Annotated in this window: 20 protein-coding genes; 13 read left to right on the forward strand and 7 right to left on the reverse strand. The window is 37.5% G+C overall.

What is annotated here, in order from left to right; all coding sequences use genetic code 11:
* Window positions 1-33: 33 nt before the first annotated feature.
* On the reverse strand, window positions 34-1,227 hold the full coding sequence (locus FNN08_RS13280) for a diguanylate cyclase (protein ID WP_185962670.1): 1,194 nt from the start codon (window positions 1,225-1,227) through the stop codon (window positions 34-36).
* Window positions 1,228-1,529: 302 nt separating this feature from the next.
* Here FNN08_RS13280 and FNN08_RS13285 point away from each other — a divergent pair, with 302 nt between their 5' ends.
* Window positions 1,530-3,329, forward strand: a complete 1,800-nt coding sequence (locus FNN08_RS13285) for a putative Ig domain-containing protein (protein WP_143586580.1) — start codon at window positions 1,530-1,532, stop codon at window positions 3,327-3,329.
* 122 nt (window positions 3,330-3,451) lie between these two features.
* On the opposite strand, the gene FNN08_RS13290 is transcribed toward FNN08_RS13285, so the two are convergent.
* The gene (locus tag FNN08_RS13290; protein WP_143586582.1) at window positions 3,452-3,859 is read right to left on the reverse strand and encodes a VF530 family DNA-binding protein; all 408 of its coding nucleotides are present in this window, start codon (window positions 3,857-3,859) and stop codon (window positions 3,452-3,454) included.
* Window positions 3,860-3,944: 85 nt separating this feature from the next.
* Window positions 3,945-4,346, reverse strand: coding sequence for a hypothetical protein (locus tag FNN08_RS13295; protein ID WP_143586584.1), 402 nt, complete (start codon window positions 4,344-4,346; stop codon window positions 3,945-3,947).
* A gap of 240 nt (window positions 4,347-4,586) precedes the next feature.
* Here FNN08_RS13295 and FNN08_RS13300 point away from each other — a divergent pair, with 240 nt between their 5' ends.
* From FNN08_RS13300 to FNN08_RS13335, 8 genes are all read left to right on the forward strand, one after another.
* The gene (locus FNN08_RS13300; protein WP_143586586.1) at window positions 4,587-7,007 is read left to right on the forward strand and encodes a TonB-dependent receptor plug domain-containing protein; all 2,421 of its coding nucleotides are present in this window, start codon (window positions 4,587-4,589) and stop codon (window positions 7,005-7,007) included.
* Between the two features lie 75 nt (window positions 7,008-7,082).
* Window positions 7,083-7,994 (forward strand): S-adenosyl-l-methionine hydroxide adenosyltransferase family protein, encoded by a 912-nt coding sequence (locus FNN08_RS13305; protein ID WP_143586588.1) that lies wholly within the window; start codon window positions 7,083-7,085, stop codon window positions 7,992-7,994.
* Window positions 7,995-8,131: 137 nt separating this feature from the next.
* Entirely contained in the window at window positions 8,132-8,941 is an 810-nt protein-coding gene (locus tag FNN08_RS13310; protein WP_143586590.1) for a ribonuclease H family protein, read from the forward strand.
* 156 nt (window positions 8,942-9,097) lie between these two features.
* A complete protein-coding gene (locus FNN08_RS13315) occupies window positions 9,098-9,679 on the forward strand; it encodes a hypothetical protein (RefSeq protein WP_185962671.1) in 582 nt (193 codons plus the stop codon).
* Window positions 9,679-10,278, forward strand: a complete 600-nt coding sequence (locus FNN08_RS13320; protein WP_143586592.1) for a penicillin-binding protein activator LpoB — start codon at window positions 9,679-9,681, stop codon at window positions 10,276-10,278. The genes FNN08_RS13315 and FNN08_RS13320 overlap by 1 nt, the downstream gene beginning before the upstream one ends.
* Window positions 10,279-10,284: 6 nt before the next feature.
* Entirely contained in the window at window positions 10,285-11,610 is a 1,326-nt protein-coding gene (locus tag FNN08_RS13325; RefSeq protein ID WP_260679351.1) for a COG3014 family protein, read from the forward strand.
* Window positions 11,611-11,680: 70 nt separating this feature from the next.
* Complete coding sequence (locus tag FNN08_RS13330) at window positions 11,681-12,682, forward strand: LPP20 family lipoprotein (protein ID WP_143586594.1); 1,002 nt, start codon at window positions 11,681-11,683, stop codon at window positions 12,680-12,682.
* A gap of 113 nt (window positions 12,683-12,795) precedes the next feature.
* Window positions 12,796-14,745: a DNA topoisomerase III gene (locus FNN08_RS13335; protein WP_143586596.1), complete on the forward strand. Its 1,950-nt coding sequence runs from the start codon at window positions 12,796-12,798 to the stop codon at window positions 14,743-14,745.
* 26 nt (window positions 14,746-14,771) lie between these two features.
* Here the strand turns inward: FNN08_RS13335 and FNN08_RS13340 are convergent, their stop codons facing one another.
* A complete protein-coding gene (locus FNN08_RS13340; RefSeq protein ID WP_143586599.1) occupies window positions 14,772-14,927 on the reverse strand; it encodes a DUF2986 domain-containing protein in 156 nt (51 codons plus the stop codon).
* 106 nt (window positions 14,928-15,033) lie between these two features.
* Between FNN08_RS13340 and FNN08_RS13345 the strand changes: the two genes are divergently transcribed.
* Both FNN08_RS13345 and FNN08_RS13350 read left to right on the forward strand, forming a co-directional pair.
* Entirely contained in the window at window positions 15,034-15,189 is a 156-nt protein-coding gene (locus FNN08_RS13345) for a YbaM family protein (protein WP_143586601.1), read from the forward strand.
* A 67-nt stretch (window positions 15,190-15,256) separates the two neighbouring features.
* Window positions 15,257-15,904 (forward strand): lytic transglycosylase domain-containing protein, encoded by a 648-nt coding sequence (locus tag FNN08_RS13350; protein ID WP_185962672.1) that lies wholly within the window; start codon window positions 15,257-15,259, stop codon window positions 15,902-15,904.
* Between the two features lie 2 nt (window positions 15,905-15,906).
* Here FNN08_RS13350 and FNN08_RS13355 read toward each other — a convergent pair whose 3' ends face one another.
* The 3 genes from FNN08_RS13355 to fucP form a co-directional block, all read right to left on the reverse strand.
* Window positions 15,907-18,099, reverse strand: coding sequence for a multiheme c-type cytochrome (locus FNN08_RS13355; protein WP_260679352.1), 2,193 nt, complete (start codon window positions 18,097-18,099; stop codon window positions 15,907-15,909).
* A 96-nt stretch (window positions 18,100-18,195) separates the two neighbouring features.
* On the reverse strand, window positions 18,196-19,383 hold the full coding sequence (locus tag FNN08_RS13360; protein ID WP_143586605.1) for an endo-1,4-beta-xylanase: 1,188 nt from the start codon (window positions 19,381-19,383) through the stop codon (window positions 18,196-18,198).
* A 35-nt stretch (window positions 19,384-19,418) separates the two neighbouring features.
* Window positions 19,419-20,675, reverse strand: a complete 1,257-nt coding sequence (gene fucP / locus FNN08_RS13365) for an L-fucose:H+ symporter permease (protein ID WP_143586607.1) — start codon at window positions 20,673-20,675, stop codon at window positions 19,419-19,421.
* Between the two features lie 290 nt (window positions 20,676-20,965).
* On the opposite strand from fucP, the gene FNN08_RS13370 reads away from it, so the two are divergent.
* Window positions 20,966-21,982 (forward strand): LacI family DNA-binding transcriptional regulator, encoded by a 1,017-nt coding sequence (locus tag FNN08_RS13370; RefSeq protein ID WP_143586609.1) that lies wholly within the window; start codon window positions 20,966-20,968, stop codon window positions 21,980-21,982.
* A gap of 22 nt (window positions 21,983-22,004) precedes the next feature.
* Window positions 22,005-23,639 (forward strand): sulfatase, encoded by a 1,635-nt coding sequence (locus tag FNN08_RS13375; RefSeq protein WP_143586611.1) that lies wholly within the window; start codon window positions 22,005-22,007, stop codon window positions 23,637-23,639.
* The last annotated feature ends 7 nt before the right edge of the window (window positions 23,640-23,646 follow it).

Consider the following 23,646-nt stretch of genomic DNA (forward strand, 5'->3'; position numbering starts at 1 on the left):
GTGAAACGCCACTAAACCTATTCCATAAATAGATTAACCACAGACTTTATTACGGCCAGTTTTCTTCGCTTTATATAAAGCTTGATCAGCTAATTTAAAAGTTTGTTCAAAGTTAGTATTTCGCTCTTTTTGAGCAACTCCAATTGAGACACTTACACTTACTTTTTTAACTGAGCCTTTATTTTTTTTGTTATTTCTTTGCTCTTTAGTTTTTCTTTTTGGGCTACGTATAACCATTTTATAGTTAGCAATAACTAACCTGATGCGTTCTAACTCAGTAAGAATTTGTTCAGTATTTTTTCGAGGAAAAACAATACAAAACTCCTCCCCTCCATAGCGAAAAACTTTACCGCCTTTTTTAACCGTATTGAGTTTACTTGCCACCAATTTCAACACCTGATCGCCAATATCATGACCATAACTGTCATTGAACTTTTTAAAGAAGTCGATATCAACAACCGCAATTGAATATTTATTACTCAAAGATAGTGCTAACTGATTAAGGGCGCGGCGAGATGGAAGCCCGGTAAGCTCGTCGCGATAGGCAAAAAAATAAGACTCGACAACCACAACAAGTAAATAATAACTTACCAAAACAGTTAAAGTTACACTCCATGGCAGTTCGATAATTTTATAGAAATGTAAGCACCAAACAATACAACTAATAAGCAAAGCAACAACAACTAAGTTGGCTGTAACTATACTTCGCCAAAGTAATAATAAGCTGACCAATAAAATTGGCACTTCGAGTAGTAAATAATGATTCCAGTTACTAGTAAATTGATTAACATTTAACTGCTCAATAACCACTTCAATTGCAATACCCCAAACATAAGCAGAAAGTCCACATAGGCCAAATAATATTACGCGACTAATACCATGAGCGGAAATAACACCACGCTCTTTTAACTGTGATAATAAGGCGAAAATAAACAACCCACTTAATAGTAACCAGCTTTGGTTTGCTAAAACCCAATTAGACCAAGCCAACTGCTCATTAATGGTGATATAAAATAATGCAAAAATGATGGTAAGGAAGGTAAAGCGACTACGGCTAAAGTGTGCCGAAAAAATGATGGTGATAATAAACAAGCCATAAAGGGATTGCTCAAATAAAGCTACTTTTGACAGCCAAATATGTTGAGTATCTATAGCAACATAAAAGGCCAAAGATATTACCACTAAGCTTAGTAATGTAACTTTAATTCCATTTGCGATATTCAACAAAGCCTTCCATTTCCTATTATCAATAATTATTTTAAAAGTATTTACTTAATTTATAACAGCAATAAACATCTAGCAATCAAATAGCACTTTAAAAATAATTTCATTTCAAAACAACAAGAAAACGTTTTCTTGACATAAGCAAAAACCACAACTAACTTAAATACTCTTAGATAAAACGTTTTAACAATTACTAAGAATATTTTGTGAGTACTAGGAAATATAATAAAGCTCACTTTAACAGTGCTAAGTAATATCAAAAGGAAAAGTAAACTAGCAACGATAATAAAAATAATGAGGCAAACATGTCCAAGTTTAACAATATAAACAACAAGAAAGTATCTGCATTATCATTGTTGATGATAGCATCAGGATTCACCACAACAGCCTATGCAGCAATAGTAACTAAAGCAAATACAGTGATTAAAGCCGATCACTACTTATTAAGTAACAACCTATATAACGATGGCAGTGATATGTCTTACGATCCTGCTCAAGTTGATGTGTTAGGTGCTGCTTTTTCAATAAATTATGTTGATGCCGGTGGTTCGGGCATGGATGCTTATGTCCAAGGTACTGTAGGGGGAGCAAAGAGTGGTGGTGCATGGCGCCCTGGAGATTACTCTCTTACAGGGATGCCCGTACAAATTCAATCTTTAGATAATAACTTTCGTTTGAAGTGGAAAACATTTCAAAATAGTGATGCTCATGATGCTGACGACAAATGGTGGGCAACCATTAATGTCATTTTTGATGCAGGTACTGATGTATCCGAACCCATAGCAGCTGATCGTGATTATGATGTAGTTATTCAAATGGAGCGTTACGAGCAAGACACTCTTACCGACAAGGAGAAAGCTAATAATAATTCTTACTGGTGGTTTGCACGTAACCCTGATTCGAGTATAAAGCCTCTGGTTTTAAATGTTGACGGCATTGATTATGAGTGGGCAGTGCGTTATAAATTTTTCCAAAATAGTGGCGACGATAACAATAAAGTTCATATTAAGTTTATCCCTGTAGATAATAGCAATACTCCTCCTTATATAGATCACCCTTTAAAAACTTTTGTCGATGCAACAGTTGATTACTTACAATACATTGATATTCCGTCAGCAGAACTTAGCTTAGCGAATGAAAAGGTCGCAGATCCGAATTTATGGGTCAAGTCGGTACGTGCAGGCTATGAGGTATACACAGGTCAATTCACTGTTGGTAATGAATACTTTAAGACCGTCATAGACCTTACCGCACCAGACACACCAGAAAACCTTTCTGCTATAGAAAATTCTGACCATATCGCTGTCAATTGGGATGAAGTTAATGATCTGGCATTACAAAATTATATACTTTATCGCTCAGTGAATGGTGGTAACTTTACACCAGTTGCCGCTGATTTATATAATGGAAGCTATAACGATAGTGATGTTCTAACTGGCAACAACTATGATTATTATGTAACGGCACAAGATAGATCGTTTAATGAATCACCGGCTTCAACGATTGTAAACCAATCATTTGGAGGCGTTAGTAATAACGCTCCAGTTTGGAATAATCCCGACTTTAGCCAACCCGACATTATAGAAAATGTAAGTTACGTCAAATATCTTGCATCTCGAGTCACAGATGCTGAAAGTGATCCATTAACCTTTAATAAGGTATCAGGACCTACTTGGTTAACCATAAACGCAAATGGCAAAATAGAAGGTACGCCATTAAATAGTGATGTAGGAACTAATGTATTTGTAGTGAGTGTAACTGATGGTTTTAATAGCCCAGTTAATGCGACGATGACCATTGAAGTATTAGCGGACACAGCATCTAACAGTGCTCCAGTATTTAATAGCGATCCTATAGTTTCAGCTAGCGCTCAAAAAAACCAAGCATATAATCAATCAATTGCAGGGGAAGTAAACGATGCTGATGGTGATACTTTAACGTTTAGTTTAGTATCAGGCCCATCATGGTTGAATGTGAGCAGTACCGGTCAATTAACCGGTACACCACGTAAAAAGCAAGTTGGTATTAATAGCTTCGTAGTTAGCGTAACTGACGGTATTAATTCAGCAGTGCAAGCAAGTTTAACTATTGATGTAAGCAATTAATTATTTAAACCTATTTGATTGAATTAGCATTACAAATTTTGTTAACTAACACACTAAAAAAGGGTAAATGATATTTCATCATTTACCCTTTTATTTAGCTATTGATTGATAATTAGATTAGGTTATCTTTTACCCCAAGGGTCAACCTTGCCGGAGAAACGTTCACGGGTAACCTTGGCTTTGCGCGCTCTAATTTCTTCAGCATGTTCTAGGCTAAGTTCGGAAGGCTCTAGAGGTTCCAAGCCAGAGCGAAACACTCGCTTTCTTGGCGGTAAATCATATTCTTTATTATCTGGCTTTGGCATACGCTTAAAACGGTATAAGTAAAAATCTTCTAACTTCTCTCGAGCCCATTCGGTTTTCTTAAGAAACTTCACACTTGCAGCAATACTTGGATTGTTTTTAAAACAATTGAGGTTGGTATAAGCCGCTAATATTTCCCAATCATAATGATGAACTAATTCAGTAAGTAAGGCTTCAAGCCCTAAGCCATGTAGAGGGTTATTTTGTTGTTCTTCTAAAGACGCCATGAGTTTTCCTAGCAACCGTAATTTAGCAATAACTTAATTATAAATTCATAATATTTATATAGATAGTAAAAGTAAGCGCTGTTAGCTATTTAACTGAAATTTCTTTTTCATTAAGCAAATACACTTCTTTGCCTTTCGCTAAGCCTGGACATTTTTCTTCGGCTTTTTCACACCACACATCAACAACGTGTAAATCTTCATCAACCTTAACGATATAACGCCAGCCATAGGCTGTCTTTTTAGTACTTTTTTGACTTTTAGCACCAAGAATGCCACCAAATATTTTAGCCGCTGTATTACCTGAACCAGAGCCAAACATAGAGCCAATACCTGCACCCGCAACAGCTCCTAAAACAGGCTTGCCATCTTTACCTACCTCGGTAGTAATGGCCTCTGCTTTTTCAATCACGCCTTCACTAACAGAATCGCTTGCATGAGCAAAACCAGTGCAAAACAAGGCGCTTATAACAAAAATAAATCGTTTCATGAAATTCCTATAATTAGAGCATATTCAAATAAAATAACAAATTTTAAACATTTACATTGTTTTAAAATGTAAAACCTCCAGCTACCACTAAAAAAATAGAATAAATGTGCAATAAAAAGTAACGAAATAGGACATTTTGTTAACATTATCATTGACAATAATAGCTAAATTCGCCAATATCAGATTAGAATAATTATTCTAATCCATAAAAAATAAAAATAACATTTCAGGGAAATTCTAGTGAGCCTTTTTAAGAGTGCAATCAATAAATATAATTTATCTGGGGTAGCTATTGCCCTTTCTTTTGTCTTACCTAATACAACTTTCGCGGCAGAAGTACCTAGTGCTGAAGAAGATATTGAAGTAGTTGTCGTTGTTGGCTCACGAGCTGAACCTCGCAGCATTCATGAAAGCTCTGTGCCAGTTGATGTATTTGACGAAAACGACATAATTCAATCAGGCTCTTTAAGTGGTGAAATGAGCCAAGTACTTCATAATTTAGTTCCTTCATTTAACTTTCCTCGCCAGTCAAACTCAGATACTGCAGATCTTGTACGCCCAGCACAGCTACGAGGCTTAAGCCCAGACCAAACACTGGTATTAGTTAATGGTAAGCGTCGCCACACAACAGCAATTTTAAACACTGGTGGTAAAACAGGTCGCGGTAGTGCTCCTGTAGATTTAAATACTATTCCTATGAGTGCAATTAAACGAATTGAAGTACTTCGTGACGGTGCAGCAGCTCAATATGGCTCAGACGCAATCGCAGGCGTTATTAATATTGTGCTTAAAGACAACAATGAAGGCGGCTTATTCTCTGCAACTTATGGCGAGCATAATACAGATTTTGAACCAACAGATGAAAGTATCACCGATGGTGAAACAGTTTTAGTTACTGGTAACATGGGTTTTAGCACTGGCGATGGCTTTGTAAATGTAAGCGCACAATACCGTACTCGTAATGCAACTAATCGTGCTGGCTTTGATCAGGTGCCTGGTTGGGAGATGGATCCAGAGTGGTCGTGGTCAGGTGACAGTTTTGATGCCGCTGTTGGTAATAAAAATTACAAAGTAGGTGACCCTGAAGATAAAGGCTACAGCCTTTTTGTAAACTGGGAACAACAATTAACTGATGACTTAAATTTATACGGTTTTGCTAACACCAGTAACCGCGAAGCAACAGGTTCAAACTTTTATCGTTACCCATATAATACTTGGAATAACGTACCTGAGGTTTACCCTAACGGCTACCTTCCTGAGAATGTTGGTGAAACAACAGATAACTCATTGGTATTAGGTGTTACTGGCGGCAATGACTGGCAGTGGGATTTAAGTGCCAACTACGGTAGCAGCGAATTTAATCTAGACGTTGAAAATTCAATTAATGCTTCTATGGGCGTCGATAGCCCAACAAATTTCCATATTGGTGATTTTGAATACGAGCAAATGTTATTAAACTTTGACGTAGTTAAATTAGCAAACCTTGGCAATATTCCTGTAACTATTGCTCTTGGCGCAGAATATCGTAATGAAACTTATCAAACAAGCTCTGGCTCAGAAGCATCTTATGCTATTGGTCCTTTTATTGCAGCAGCTGGTTCTCAAGGTATCCAAGGCTTACGCCCTGAAGATGCGGTCGATGTTGACCGTGACGCAATGGCCGTTTACTTAGATACTGAATTTGAAGTTACCGATGCATTAACTCTAGCAACGGCTGTTCGTTATGAAGATTACAGTGACTTTGGCGATACATTAAATTCTAAATTAAGCTTACGCTACGCTGTTACAGACAACATTGCTCTGCGCGGCGCGGCAAGTACAGGTTTTAGAGCACCATCGTTAATTCAAAATAGCTACCAAGCTACTTCTACTGATTTTGGTGACAATGGCGAACTATCTACATTTGCAATTTTACCGGCAACCGATGAACTAGCAATGTCATTAGGCGCAGAAAGCTTAAATCCAGAAGAATCAGAAAACTACAGCGTTGGTTTTTCAGGTAACTGGGATTTCGGTTTAAACGTAACTCTAGATTTTTACCGTATTGATATTGATGACAGGATCACCTTATCAGAAGGCGTTTTTGCTGATGAAAATGGTACACCAATTGCTGAATTACCTGGAGCTGGTGATCACCCAGGTATTCAAGGTGCACAGTTCTTTGGTAACAATGTAGATACCCGCACCGAAGGTTTTGATTTAGTGGTGCAATACAATTGGAATAATTTCGATTTCTCAGTAGCTTATAACGCTAACGATACGGAAATTACTAACGACGGCACAACCAACGTTGAAGAAATAAACACTCTTGAAACTGCCGCACCAGATAATAAATTAATCTTTTCTACCAACTGGCAATCAGGCAATTGGGCAGCAATGTTACGTGCTACTCAGTACGGTGAAACTAAGCGTGTATTTGATTTTGGTGGTGGTTATGAACCAGAGCAAACTTACGGTAGTAATATGACGGTAGATTTTGACCTTCAATACGCATTTAATAACGGTATTACATTCGCTGTTGGCGCAAATAACTTATTAGATGAATACCCAGATGAATCAATCGATGACATAGCTTATTTCGGTAACTTACCATACGACGTAATTCCACCAGTTGGTATGAACGGTCGTTATATTTACAGTCGCTTAAGCTATAAATTTTAATTAGATATTTTTACTTTATACGACTCACTCTTTATTTGTTCTGAGTGAGTCATTTACAATCCAAACGGGCTTTATATGAACAATTTAAAAAAACTTTCCCTTTCTCTTAGCGTTGCTGCAACAATGTTAGTTGCACCAATGAGTTTTGCTCAATCAGCATTGGTTTTTCAATCAGACTTTGGTGACAAAGATGGCGCTGTATCAGCTATGAAAGGTGTATCTGTTGGCGTTGATGCAAGTTTACCTATTTATGACTTAACTCATGAAGTACCAACGTTTAATATTTGGGAAGCGTCATATCGCTTATTCCAAGCATCTAAATACTGGCCAGAAGGAACAGTGTTTGTAAGTGTTGTCGATCCAGGTGTTGGTACCCCACGTAAATCTGTAGTACTTAAAACTAAAGCTGGATACTACTTTGTTACTCCAGATAACGGCACATTAACCATGATCGCTGAGCATCAAGGCATCGCGGAAGTACGCGAAATTGATGAAAAAGTTAACCGTTTAGCTGGCTCTGCCGATTCATATACATTCCATGGCCGTGACGTATATGCTTACACTGGTGCACGTTTAGCTGCAGGCGCAATTAGCTTTGAAGAAGTTGGCCCTAAATTACCTAATCAAGTTGTTAGCATTGACTACCAACATGCAACCGTTAAAGATTCTACTATAGACGGTAACATCCCTATCCTTGACCCTCAATTTGGTAACGTTTGGACTAACATCCATCAAGACTTACTAAAAGAAGCGGGCATAAAATTAGGCGATACTTTATGTGTAACAGTAAAAGATAAAGATGAGACTGTTTTAGATACTAAACTTCCTTATTTAGCCTCTTTTGGTAAAGTTAATGTTGGCGAGCCATTAATCTACGTAAATAGCTTACTTAATGTTTCATTAGCATTAAACCAATCAAACTTTGCTGCAAAACATAACATTGCATCGGGTGCAGATTGGACTATTAAATTTAAAGAATGTAACTAATCTTCATGTTTAATTGCTGTTGATTTAACGGCAGTTTACAAATAGATTTTAAGCAGTAATTGTTTTGCAATTACTGCTTTTTTATATGCTTTTATAAATGCTACTATGGCGACAATTAAATCTAACAAGAAAAGTTTATGAGTAAAAAGTACTACGTAATTTGGAAAGGCGAGAAAACGGGTGTATTTGATAATTGGCCTTTAGTAAAGCAATTAACCGCTGGTCGTGCGGATGCACAATATATGGGCTTCCCTTCTAAAGCCGAAGCTGAAGCAGCCTTTGCTTCAACATACTCAAAAGCACTAATGAAACGCTCATTAGCTAAGAACCCTAATCAAAGTTTATCAGGGGCAAATACTAAATCTAGCGCAATAAAAGCCAGTACAGCAAAATCAGCCTATAAATCAGCTCCGGCCAACCGCAATCATGCCGACATTAATATCTATTGTGATGGGGCTTGTTCACCTAATCCAGGTAAATCAGGTACCGGGATGGCAGTGTATCAAAAATCAGAGTTAACTGAGTTATGGTACGGTTTGCATCAAGCTATGGGTACCAATAACACAGCAGAGCTTAATGGTATGCTTGAAGCTATGCGCTATGCAGCGCCTCATGCAGCAAAAGGCATGCATATCCAAATTCTTTCTGACTCAAAATACTCCATTGATTGCATAACTAAGTGGGCAAAAGGCTGGAAAAACAAAGGCTGGACCAGAGGTAAAGGGGAAGAAATTAAGAACCTAGCAATTATTCAAGAATGCTTTTCATTATACGAGCAACTAAAAGCTAACCTCACCATTACTCACGTAAAAGGCCATGCAAATATTGAAGGTAATGAATTATCAGATCGCATGGCTGTTTATGCTCGAGTAAATAAACAACAAGGCTTTGTTAAATATACTGACAACCTAGATATTCAAACCATTTTAGCAATGGAGTCTGGTTAAGAAGAATATAGGCGAGATACTTTCATTGTCTCAATAAATCAAGCAGATACACAATGTTACATATATATTCTTAGCCCTTACTTGTTAAGCTAGTGATAAAGATTATAATAAAATTAATGTTTTCAACAAATTGCTATAAAGCAATAGGGAAGTTTTATGTTTCAAGCAACGCAAGTTAAATCAAGCTTAAAAATACTGATGGCCACTTTGTTGAGTATTATTATCACCGCGTGTTCTTCATCAGGTACTGATATTGAAAGTGATTTAGATATTTCAGGCGCGCCTGATTGGGTAAATGAAGGAACAACAGCAGTTAGTGATAATGACGGTAAGTACCTACAAGGTGTCGGTATGTCTGTTCCTGTCCATGATGAATCTTTACAAAAATCAGCTGCAGATAGCAGAGCAAGAGCGCAAATAGCGCAAATACTATCAACCTTTATGGATGTTAGTATCGATGATTATATGGCTAACAATGGCGATATTGGCACAACTAATATCGAACGTGAAATAAAAGCATTAAGTAAAACATCACTTAATGGCTCTAAAATCATGGCACGTTGGAAAGATCCTGAAACCGGTAATATTTATTCATTTGCTGAATTAGATTTAGACAAGGTTGAAGAGATGATCAAGCAATCTAGCAGCATGAATAATGAATTAAAATTATATTTAAATGAAACGATGAATACCAAATTTGATCGTTTCATTAAACAAAACGAATCGGAGAATAAGTAATGAAATCTAGTAAATTAGTCGCTATAACTTTATCAAGTGTATTAATTTTAGGCGGCTGTGGCACAACAGTAGAGCGTGTCGATGCAGGTACAACCGTTGATTTAAGCGGTGCATGGAATGATACCGATTCGCAACTTACCGCAAGAACTATGGTTGAAGATGCATTATCTCGACCTTGGTTTAAAAAACATATGCAAGCAACAGGTAAAGCGCCAACAGTAATTGTCGGTAAAATTAAAAACCTTAGCCATGAGCATATTAATACACAAACATTTATTGCCGATATCGAACGTGAGTTAATTAACTCAGGTGATGTTGAGTTCGTTGCTGATGCGACTGCCCGTAAAGAAATTCGTGAAGAGCGTGGCGACCAAGACTTAAACGCCACCGAAGAAACTCGCAGCGCAATGGGCCAAGAGATAGGCGCAGATTACATGATGCAAGGTAAAATCAATACCATTATTGATGTTGATGGCACTGACCAAGTTCGTTTCTATCAGGTTGACCTAGAGTTAATCAGCATGAAAGACAACCGCAAAGTTTGGATCGGCCAACAAAAGATCAAGAAACTTGTTGAAAACAGTAAAATGAGAAAATAAGTGTTAATGAGTCTTACTAAGGGCAGAAGTACGCTTCTGCCCTCTTTTATTAGCTATCGATCATTTTTAGTTTTAGCCCTGTTATTACTTTCAGGCTGTAGTGTCACCCATAAAAAAGTAAACCAGCTATCACAATCATTAAACACCAACTCTCCTGAAGCAGTTCTTACCCAGCTGCAAACAATTAAACCTAAAGAAAAAGACCGCCCTTTATTTAATTTAAATATAGGAACATTGCAGTTTTTATCTCAAGACTATCCTAGTGCTATCACTTCATTAACGTTAGCAAAAGAAGAAATGGCCGTGCTATACGCAACCTCTATTACAGAAAATATTGGTGCCGCTACCGTTAATGAAACCATGCGCAGTTACTCGGGCACCCCTTCTGATTTAGTCATGGTGCATAACCTTTTAGCCTTATCTTATTTATTTAATAACGATCCTGATTCTGCTCGCGTTGAAATATTGCAAGCGGATATTATGATGAAAAAGCTCATTAAAAAAGATTCAAATTCAGGCCAACTTGCAAGTGCACACTTAATTTCAGCGGTAATTTACGAGTTACTAGATGAGCAAGACAATGCACTCATTAGTTACAAGTTTGCGGCCGAATTAATGCAAGCTAGAGGCACTCCTTTAACGAATGATATTAAGTTAGCGCTAACAAGATTAAGCAAAGAGCTTGGAATACTTGATCAATTCGACCAATACAAATCAGAGTTTGGTATTAGTGACGAACAAATAGAGAAGCTAACGGCCAAAAACAGTAGTGCACTTTACTTTATCCATTTTGATGGCGTGGTAACCAGTAAAAAGGAAGTTTCAATTATGGTGCCAAGTTACCATGATAACCGTAACGATCAACTCATTCGTATTGCCATGCCTTCATATCCTAACGTTGTGCGAAACATAGGAAATGCAACAATTGATGTTGGTGAACAAGATATTCGCACCAGCGAGATTGAAAATGTAAATACCATCGCCAGAGAAGATCTAGACGCAGAATATCCGGCAATATTATTAGCCACAACGTCAAGGGCTGTACTTAAATACGATGCGGTTAAAAATGCTGAGAAGAAAGATCCTTTAGCAGGCTTTATTATGAATGTAGCGACAGTATTAAGTGAATCAGCAGATGTTCGTAGTTGGAATATGCTACCAGCATCAATTCAATACGCCTATGTATCAACGGGTGAAGATAATGTCGCAATACGAGCTCGCAGGTTAGCTAAGCGTAAAATAGCCTTAAACCCTGGTAGTAAACACGTTATTTTAACCAGTAGTATTAGTGATAAGTTATTTCATTATCAGCAAGAAAAATCGATTTATTAATTTAAGCAATTTAGTCTTAAATGGATAAATTTAGCAAATGCGGCTATAAAAAGTATATAAAGGAAATATTATGAAACTTCAGTTAAAACTTACTTTGCATATGCTACTTTGTGGCTTTTTACTTGCTGCATGTAGCAGTAATGACGACACTACTCCACCAAGCTGGATAAACTCTCCTGATAGCCTATACCCAAGTACACAATACTTAACAGCCGTTGGGCAAGCGTCAAAACGCGATAGAGCATCAAATGTAGCTTTAGCTAACTTAGCCAAAATTTTTACTGTTGAGATAGAGGCCGACTCATCAGATCTAACCAGTGCTGTAAGTACTAGTTCGCTCGCGGGGATGCAAACAACTACTACGCAAGAGCTTTCTCGAAATATAGTGACCAACACCGAGTTAGAACTGCAAGGTGCAATAATTAAAGAAGCATGGCAAAGCCCAACGGGGGATTATTACGCCTTAGCGATTTTAGAAAAACAAAAAGCGGCAAGACACCTAACTCAAACCATAAGAAATGCCGATAAAAATACTCAGCAATTAATTAGCTATAGCAGCAACCAAGCGCCAAATATAGTTCTCGCGTTGACATCCTTGCGCCAAGCAAGAGCAGAACAAATAAAAAGAGAAGTTGCCAATAAACAATTAGTACAAGTAGCTAATCAAGGCATTGTTAATAAAACCAGTAGCAAAGAGATTGAAACCTTAATTAAACTCTCATTAGCTGAATTAAAAGTTGCTACGGCTGCAGAAAGCGAACGCAGCAATAACGTTTTACAGTCTGCTTTAGGGCAATTAGGTATACCGCATGCTATTGAATCGAATCTTACTTTAAAAGCAAACCTAGACACCATAGACCCGACCTTTACTAATCAATGGTATTGGCTTCGTGGAAGCTACGATTTAAGCATTTTGGATGGCGACACGGTTATTAGCTCAAAGCGCTGGCCTATCAAAATTTCGGCGAAGGAAGAGCAGCTGCTTGAAGCCCGCTTACAAGATCAAATCAGCGCAAAATTACCAGATTATTTAATTGAGTTGTTAAGTACTCAACCTACCCAGAACTTTTAAATAGCAAGCTAGAAAGCATTCAAAAAAATTTTTCTTCCCCCTAAAAAATAAGACTGTATAAAAACACAGTCTTATTATATTATGTTGACAGTATCCCGTTTTGAGTTTTCACTTTGAAGTTATACATTGCCGAGAAACCAAGTTTAGGGCGAGCCATCGCTGACGCATTACCTAAACCACATAAAAAGCAACAAGGCTATATCGAAGTTGGTAATGGAGACATTGTAAGTTGGTGTATTGGTCATATACTCGAGCAAGCTGAGCCAGATGCCTATGATGAAAAATTCAAAAAATGGGACATGGCTCACCTGCCTATTGTGCCCGACGTTTGGCAGTTAAAACCAAAATCTCAAACTCGCTCACAATTAACCGTTTTAAGGAAACTAGTTAAGCAATGTAGTCAAATTATTCACGCCGGCGATCCAGACCGCGAAGGCCAACTATTAGTTGATGAGGTTATAGATTACTTAAAAGTTAGCGCCGCAAAAAAAGCCAGCATGCAACGTTTATTGATCAGTGACTTAAATTTACCCGCGGTTAAACGTTCGCTTAGTGCATTAAAACCAAATAGCGAATTTATGCCACTGTCAGTATCCGCCCTTGCTCGCTCAAGAGCCGATTGGCTTTACGGGCTCAATCTAACTCGCGCTTACACCATTATGGGCAAAAAATCAGGCTTCAATGGCGTGCTATCTGTTGGCCGGGTACAAACCCCTATTCTAGGCTTAGTAGTACAACGCGATAATGAAATAAATAACTTTGTCAGCAAGCCTTTTTATGAAGTTATTGCTCATATAGAAGACAAAGATAAACAAACATTTACAGCTAAATGGCAGCCTTCAGAGGCCTGCCAGCCATATATGGATGACGAAGGTAGAGTACTTGTTAAAGCACTAGCCGAAAACGTGGTTAAGCGAATAAACAATAAACCAGCCATTGTTACAGAGTTAAAGCAAGAGCAAAAGAAACAGTTTGCCCCCCTGCCTTATAATTTATCTGCCCTGCAAATAGATGCTGCAAAACGTTTTTCTATGAACGCTAAACTCGTGCTTGATGTGTGCCAAAGCTTGTATGAAAAACACAAACTAATCACCTACCCTCGCTCTGATTGTCGTTACTTACCAAAAGAGCAGCTAACACAAGCAAAATCTGTTATTGATAACTTAGCCAAGTCATCAATGCCATTTTCAGTCTTTGCTAAACAAGCTAATTTAAGCATAAAAAGTAAGGCTTGGAATGACAGCAAAGTTAGTGCTCATCATGCAATTATCCCTACGGAAAAGTTAGTAAACCAAACTAACTTGAACTCTTTTGAGCAAAATATTTACCAGTTAATAGTGACGCAATATTTAGCGCAATTTTATCCAGCCTTCGAGTATGCACAAACCAAAGTTAGTCTAAATATTGAAAATGGCGTATTTAAGGTAAACAGTAAAACGCCTTTGATAGAAGGCTGGAAAGCTCTCTTCAAGCGAAAGTCTGCTGATAATAATGTTAGAGATTTATCAGAGTCACAATCATTACCTCAGTTAAATAAAGGCGATGTTCTACATTGTAACTTAGGTGAAGTATTAGAGAAAAACACCCAACCACCACAAGATTATACCGATGCCAGCTTACTTGCAGCTATGACCGGCATTGCTAAATTTGTCCGCGATGCACAAATTAAAAAAGTATTAAAAGATACTGATGGTTTAGGCACTGAAGCCACTCGCGCAGGTATTATTGAATTGTTATTTAAGCGTGGATATTTAATACGCCAAGGTAAAAAAATAAAAGCAACAGAAGTTGGAGTGTCATTGATTAACGCTTTGCCAGAACAAGCAACACTACCTGATATGACAGCGCATTGGGAGTCGACTCTCAATGCGATATGTGACAAACAAGCTAGTTATCAAAGCTTCATGTCGCCTTTATTAACAACAATTAGCCAAATGATACAACAAGCCAGTGAACTAACCTTAGTGAATTTTCCCAAGCTTGCTAACAAACCTAAATTTAAACGTAAGCGTAAAAGCAGTTATAAAACAAAGGCGTCAGCTAAGCCAAAGAAGTCAGCTTAGTTATAGCTAGTTGAATAACCAGCAGGTTAAGAAGTTGTTTCTGAATTCTCTTGCTCAGCCGCTTCTAGTTTAGCTCGCTCCGCTTTAGATATATAACGCTCTTTATTCGGTTTGTTTAGTTTAGCATTGGCTTTTTTTATCTTGGCTTTTAAGGTTGATTTCACTTTCTTTTTGCGGTTCATAACAATATCACTTGTATTAACTCTATAGTCGAACAACTATAGATCTTAGCTCTAAGTTTGGGTAAGTTAAGTATATCAGAACTGTATCTATTTAAATAAGGCTAACATGTCTGCATTAACAACCGCCCCAAAGCATATACAACTCGCTGTAGACCTAATTCAGTTGCTAGAAGAAAATAATATAGCTACCGATACCGCGATAGCAGCATTAGAAATTGTACTAGCTGATTTCAAAAATAAAGATGCAAGCAATCAAGATTAACATTTAATTTAATTGCTATACTTAAACTAGCAATAAAAATAATAACTAATTTAATAATAAAATGAACATGCAGCCAACTAACAAACAAAACCCTTTTCACAGCAATAACCGATATCGTCGCATAATTTTAGCTTCGGCTTGTGCATGTATTTTTTCATTGCCTAGCTTTGCTGCTGACACATTAGTTTATAAATACAGATCTAAATCAGGTGTGCCTTCGTTTAGTGATGTTGAGCCACAAGGTGTTGAATATAAGCTAGTGAAAGTTGGTTGTTTTGCCTGTAACGTTAGTTCAATGGTCAATTGGTATAAAACGCCGTTAAACACCAAAGCATTTGCCAGTATTATTGAAGAAATGGCGTTTACTTATAATGTAGAGCCAGCTCTTATTAGGGCCATAATTCACGCCGAATCTCACTTTAAAGAGCGGGCGTTGTCAAAAGTTGGCGCCCAAGGCTTGATGCAATTAATGCCAGCAACAGCAAAAGAGCTAGGCGTTAAAGATTCATTTGTAGCAAAGCAAAATATCCAAGGTGGCACTAAGCATTTAGCTAAGTTATTTAAGAAGTATCGCGGCAATATTGAGCTAGTCGCCGCGGCTTATAATGCAGGTGAAGGTGCGGTAAAAAGATATGGAGGCGTACCTCCATATGCAGAAACAAAAACCTACGTTGAACGAGTGCAAATATTACACATGCGCTATCGTAGAAGTTAGAGTTAGTAAGTACCTCTTAACCCCATAAAGTAATCAAAGCTTGGTTTATCTTGCGCTTTTTGTGCAAGTGACAACCCTAACTCTACTAATTGTTGATTTTGAGGGTAATTAGCAATAATCGATTTCAAGATTGCAATAGCTTGTTTGGTATCACCAGTTCCATCTACTGACAGCGCATATACATAACCATACTGAGAATTAGCTGGGTCTAATGTCATTGCCTTTTTAAATAAGGGTACTGCTTTAGGTAGTTGTTGATTTCTAACTAAATGCAAACCATAACCGTAATTTAATAATGCTGAACTAGGTACTTTATTTAAACCGGCATTGTATACAGAGATCACTTGCGCAGGCTTATTTTGCATACGATAAAACTCTGCCAAATTGCTATAAGCAGCATCAAAATATGGTTCAACTCTAATCGCTTCTTTAAAGTGCTTTTCAGCATCTGAGAAGTTCGACTTATCAATTGCCAGTAAGCCTTGATTTAATCGTCCTTCACCGCGCCAGCCACTTTGCTCTAACGAAACCGTTAACTCTTTAAAAGCTTTATTAAAACTGGCTAAGTTAGCTTGTGGCATATAAATATCGACCATAGAGCGAGCCGCTGCCACTCTAATCGCTTTTCTTGGGTCATCAAGCAAATGGCCTAATGCTTGTGCTCGAATTCCAGAATTAATTAAAGTACCAACACTTGCAGCTGCAAGTCTAAGTAACTCTTGCTCATGGTGTAAATAAGGCTGAAGAGCATCAGAGCTAATTTCTTGCGTACTAAACGTCAACATTTGCAAAGCTGTAGCTCGGCTGATCACATCAATATTGTCATCGGCAATAATTGCTAAGTGCGAATCGAGTGCTAGTGGCTGCCCCGACTTCAACATAAAGAAATCGCGCTGGGTTTTACTGTCTATACGAGGTTTTATCTTCCAAGACTTCATAAAATTTAATGCCCAGTCATTATCTTTATCTTGATGACAACTAGTACAGGCATTAGGCGAAGAAAATTGTTTAGATAATTCTGGTCGCGGTATTTTAAAACTGTGATCGCGTCTATCATCTACTCCCATGTACCGATTGTCAGGCATATGACAATTAACACATTGCGCGCCTTCGCTACCAACATCATGATTATGATGCTCTGGCTTATCAAATACTTCACTAGCATGGCATTGTAAACATAAGCCATTACCAGGAATTTTAACCTTCATCGTATGTTGATCATGACAATCAATACAGTTAACACCTTTGGCAAACATCTTCGACTGTAAAAAAGAACCATAAACATAAACTTCTTCTTTAATTTGGCCATCAACATGATAAGCGGGAGCCTGCAACAATTGTGGAGTAAATTGATCTAAGAAGTGATTATTTGGCTCAATACCATCTGTTAATGGCGCACGTAAAGAGTGGCAAGAAAAGCAATTATCCATAAAGCTATTATCACGTTTTGCTCCAATCCATCTGGCGGTATCTTCACCAAACTCTCTCTTCCAAACACCTTTGTCTACTGTTGATGAATGAGTTACATGAGTAGTATCAGCTTTATTCTTCGTTGCTTGCTCGCTATGTTGTTGCTTATCACCATGACAAGAAACACAGCCAACATTAATATTACTAAACTCTGAAGCAAAACGATTTTGTTGCACATCATAGTTACGCTTTAATCCATCCGAATGACAATCGGCGCACATACCATTCCAGTTTTGTAATGGTTGTCGCCAATGCAATCTATCTTCTGGTTTTATTTCTTCGTTAGCGTAATTATGATACCAACGTTGGCCGCCCTCTTCTTTGTCTCGGCTATCCCAAGCAAATGGTAACACCTGATAGCTGCCGGCTTTAGTTTCAACTAAGTATTGCTGCAAAGGATAATGGCCAAAAGTATAGGCTATCTCTAATGTTTGCACTTTATCGTTGTAAGAAATATCGACAAAATACTTACCTTTATTCTTATAAAAGTAGGCTTTTTGTCCATAGTGCTTGGCTGTTTGTTTATCAAAGTTAGCCTTTACTGTTGACGAATCGGCTATCGCCATAGCTTTTGCATGATCAGATTGCTGCCATTTATTGACTTGCTCAGTATGACAATCAACACAAGCACTATCGCCTTGTGCTAAAGTATTGGTAGCAAATAAAGTGGACAGCACAAGCATTACTTTAAGTAATGAAGAAAAAAGAACAATGGTTGGTTTCACAAAAAGCCTATTATTATTGAAGAGTTATTAGCTGTGATTAGCTTATTACATCAATACAGGTAATCACAGTAAATTTATATTTAAAGGGGTCAAAACCTACTTAGAAGCACTTTCTTCTAATAGTTTTTGCACTTGATAATAAGCCTTATGCGGCACTAAATCATCACTCCAGATACCAAGTGTCTTAATAGTCTTATCTTTAAAGTGCGGCACATCTGCTATTGTCCAAACACTCCAACCTACAACACCTGTATCGCGGTTATTAAGTAATACTTCCAATATATTGGTAAATGCATCAGCAACAAGCTGCTCTTCGTATGGCACTTCATTTTTTAAATGAATATTAGTTTCAGTGACATGGAATTCTAAATTGTTACTGTGCGCCCATTTAACTAACTCATCCAAAGTCTTTAATCTTTGATGGTTTCTATCGGCAAATTCGACATATTCATTACGCATATGTGCTTGCCAGCCAATGCCATCAATGCGCAAACCTCTATATCTAAGGTATATTACCAACTCTTTCATCAGCGCGATTGATTCAAGAGTTGTCATACGGTGTTGGTTTAGAATTAACTTTAAATCAGGAGCATTTCTTTTGGCTATAGCAAAAGATTCAAGAATATAATAAGGCACACCGAGTTTTTGTAATAATGGAAATTGATCAGGAATATTGGTTTCAAAACCTAAAATAGTCCACGGGTTCTCCCACTTATCAACGCCCGGTTTAGGACCAAACCAAGTCCCCTCTTCCGTAATGGCTTCATTTACTACATCTAACCATTTTACTGATTCATGTCCGTTGTAACGTTTTGACAATGCCGTCATATAATCGGTTAGCATATCAAGCATTTCGGTATGAGTACGGTGATCTGCAAGAGCCCATTTAGAGCTTTGCGGGCTAATAGGGCCATGAATTCGAACTAACTGACCATTTTCTTTAGCGGTAGCAATCCAAGCATCAGGTTTTTCCCAGCGCCACTGGTTTGGCTTAGGGTGAATGTGACTTTGCTTATAAATATTAGCAGGGGTGATATAACGAAACTCTTTATTTAATAAATCACCTTTCGGGCCATCAAGTTCATTATATTGAATGGTTCCGCCAATATATACATTAGTTGGGTACTTGTCGGCGACAATATCTCTTAATGGGCGCCCTTTATTTTGCTCAGTAACTTGCGCTTTACTTTTATCAGCGCTTTTTGCTGTAGATTCAGCTGATACATGTGCTGTAAAGGCAGCTAAGCAACAAGTTAGTAATAAATTAATTTTATTGAATTTCATAATTGATTCTTATTAATAGTTTTAAATAAAAAGGCTTAATCGGCATTATTTATTCTAATTTTTGAGCCGCTTACACCATAAAAAATAATATAGACATAGCACAGTAAAGGCACTAAAAAGGCCATTTGAATACCGATAATATCTGAAAACATCGCCTGTACCATAGGCACAATAGCACCGCCGGCAATTGCTAAGCATAAAATACCTGAGCCTTGACTCGTGGCACTTCCTAAATCTTGTACGCCCAAACTAAAAATAGTTGGAAACATAATTGAATTACACAGCCCCACCAATAAAATAGCCCACATAGCAATTTCGCCATCAGCAAATACAGCAAAAGCAATTAAGATCACAGCTAAAGTAGCATTTACGCTAAGCATAGTATTTGCGGCAATATAACGCATTAAAAAAGCACCGATAAAGCGACCAACCATAGCGCCTCCCCAATAATAAGGGACGTAATTAGCAGCTTCGACAGTACTAATATTGGCAATATTAGGTTGGTTTAAAAAGTTAATAATCAAACTACCAATAGCGACTTCAGCGCCAACATAAACAAAAATACCTAAAGCACCTAACATAAGGTGCGGAGTTTTAAGTACCGAAAGCATGCTAGATTTAACTGATTCGCCACTTTGTGCATCTTCATTTTTATGTAAATCGGGTAATTTTAGTAATACAAAAATAACCGCTAACATAAATAAAATACCGGATACTACAAGGTATGGCCCTTTTACGGAACTTGCTTGCTCGGCTTTTATTTGTGCTTGCTCGGCTAAAGATAATTGCGCAATATCTTCAACCCCAATACTCACCGCAGCTAAAATAAAGGCACCACCAATAAATGGCGCTATTGTAGTACCTAGCGAATTGAACGCTTGAGTTAATGTTAACCTACTTGATGCAGTTTTAGCTGCTCCAAGCAAGGTTACGTAAGGGTTTGCAGATACTTGTAAGAAGGTGATACCAGAAGCAAGGACAAAAAGAGCAAACAAGAAAAGAGGATAAGACTGCGTAGTTGCCGCAGGATAAAATGTTAAACAACCACTACCTGCAATACATAAACCGGTAACAATACCGTATTTATAACCAATTTTTTTAACCACATTTCCGGCAGGAATCGATACCACGAAATAGGCACTAAAAAAACAAAACTGTACTAGCATTGCTTGCGTGTAATTTAGGTCGAATACATTTTTTAAATGGGGGATTAAAATATCATTTAAGCAAGCAACAAAGCCCCACATAAAAAATAAGCTAGTTAATATTATTAAGGTATATCTCTGATTCATTGATTCATCGCTAGTTAAGTATCAAACACTAAATAAAATATTATCCTTAATATTATTTTCTCTACCGATGAAAGCTGTATAACTATTTCATTGGCAATCCCTGCACTATACGAAATAAAAATAACAGAAACAACAATTAGCTCAGCTCTCCATATTATTTTACAAAGACTTTACAAAAGCCTTTAAAATGCAAGATTGACAACGTTATCTTATTTGTTGCATAGTTGAGACAATTAACTAAAAGAGCCTAAATGCACAAGTATGTGCTTATAGTTTAGTAAGGAATTACTTTGTCTAATATAACAATTAAAGATGTTGCAGCTTTAGCAGGGGTTTCAGTAAAAACCGTTTCAAGGGTTTTAAATAAAGAAGCCAATGTTCGTGATGTAATGATTGAGCGTGTAAATAAAGCGGTAAAAGAATTAAATTTTACACCAAACCCTATGGCTCGAGGACTTAGAGGCCATAAGACATTTATCATCTCGTTACTTTATTCAAATCCTAACCCTGGATATATCGTTGAGTTACAAAAAGGTGCTATGCAACAAGGCAGCATTGATGGTTATAACCTGCAGATTTTTCCCTGCGATCACACTGCAGATGACTTATATGAAACAGTCATCACTTTTTTAAAAAATTCACCACAAGATGGTATTATTCTTACCCATCCTATTTGTGACAATAAAGCGATTATCAAATACTTAGAAGACAATCAAATTCCTTTTGCTAGGATTTCTCCGTTATATTCAGATCATAACTCTCCTTATGTGGGCAGTGATGATGAAAAAGCCGCATTTGAAATGACTCAATATTTGATCTCTTTAGGCCATACTAAAATTGGCTTTATTAAAGGTCATCCTGATTTTGCAGCCACTCAAAAACGCTTTGATGGTTATAAAAGAGCATTAACAACCAATGCCATCGGCTTTGATGAAGAGCTAATAAAGCAAGGCTTATTCACTTTTGAGTCTGGTGAGGCCTGTGCAAGACAGCTTTTAACGCAAGATAATAAACCTACGGCAATTTTTGCCAGTAACGACTATATGGCAGCAGGCGTGCTAAAAGTTGCCAAGCAACACAATATAAACGTACCTTCAGAGCTAACCATTACAGGTTATGATGATGCGCCTGTATCAAAACAACTTTGGCCACCAATAACAACAATCAAGCAACCAATTTATCAATTGGGTATGGCCGCAGTTGAAAAACTTGTCCATATCATTAAGAAAAAATCATATAAAGATATCGACTCCATTTATGATTGCGAATTAATTATTCGTGACTCGTCGAGTCCATGCATTTTATAAAAATATAAAACTAGGTAACCAAATGAAATTTAAAACCAAAACGGCATTGAGCTTACTATTGTCAGTATTAAGCGGTGCTGCCGTTGCTAGCCAAGCTGAGCGTCCAAATATATTACTACTTGTTGCAGAAGATATGAGTGCGCACGTAAAAGCATTCGGTGATGATGTAGCAATTACACCTAATATTGATGCATTAGCTCAAAAAAGTATTATTTACCCAAATTCATTTACCACTGCTGGTGTTTGTGCTCCAAGTAGAACTGGCTTAATTACCGGTGTACATCAAGCAGCGGTTGGTGGCCAACATATGCGCACACGTGATTACAAAGAGTCTCTTTATCGTGCCGTGCCAGCAGAAGATATTAAAGCGTTTCCTGAACTATTACGTAAAAATGGCTACTACACTTTCGTATCGTCTAAGTTAGATTATCAGTTTAGTGAAATTCAAGCGGGCACAGGCCCTTTCACTATTTGGGATTACGAAGGTAGCAAACCAAGTTGGCGTGGCCGAGAAAAAGATCAACCATTTTTCGGTATGTATCACTTTAATATTAGCCACGAAAGTGCATTATTTCCTAAGAAAATTGAACAAAATGTAGCTGAGGGCATTGTTAAACAAGTCGTACAGCCTGAACAAGTATCGGTACCGGCTTATTACCCTGATACACAAATAGTTAGAGAAGCTATCGCCCAGGTTTATAACAATGTTTCAGCGATGGATAGACAAATTGGCGCTATTTTAAATCGTTTGAAAAAAGACGGGTTAGCTGACAATACCATTGTAATTTGGACTACAGATCATGGTGACGGCTTACCTCGCGCAAAACGTGAGATATACGACAGTGGTATTAAAGTGCCATTAGTTTTACATTGGCCAGAAAAATACCGTCCAGAAAATTTACCTGCTCGAGGTATTAATGAACAATTAATTAGCTTTGTCGATATTGCCCCATCAATTTTAACTATGGCTAATATTGATGTACCTAGCTACATTCAAGGTAGTGCGTTATTAGCTGACCAATCATTGCCAAAGCGTGATTACATTTTTGCCTCAAAAGATAGACTCGACGAGTTTAATTTTTATGAGCGAGCAGTGCGTAGCAATAAATTTAAATACATACGTAACTACTTACCAAACAAACCAGGTGGCGTTAAGTTAGGCTATCGTGAACAGTTACCTATTATGGCCGAGTTATGGCGCACTCTAGAAAATGGTGAAATGAACAAAGGCCAAGAGTTTTGGTTTAAACCTCGTCCTGCTGAAGAGCTTTACGATATTATTAATGACCCAGATGAAGTAAAAAATTTAGCTGACAACCCTAAATATAAAGATGCATTAGAACAAATGCGTGGCGCTTTAACTGATTGGCAGCATAAAGTTAAAGATTACAGTAAGTTAAAAGAATTTGATCAAGCAAACTTATTTTGGCCACAAGGTAAAGAGCCTGTGACACCAGAGCCAACAATTACCACAAAAGACAAGCTTGTTGTTTTAAGTAACTCTAATAAAGGCGCTTCTCTTGGTTACAAAGTAAATAACGGAAAGTGGAAAGTGTATAGCAAGCCTGTTAGCTTAAAAGCTGGTGATAAAATTACCGCTAAAGCGGTACGTTATGGCTGGAAAGAAAGCTCAGCAGTAACTTTAACCATTAAATAATAAGAAT

It is taken from the genome of Thalassomonas sp. M1454 (assembly GCF_007097525.1).
Classification (GTDB): domain Bacteria; phylum Pseudomonadota; class Gammaproteobacteria; order Enterobacterales; family Alteromonadaceae; genus Thalassotalea_A.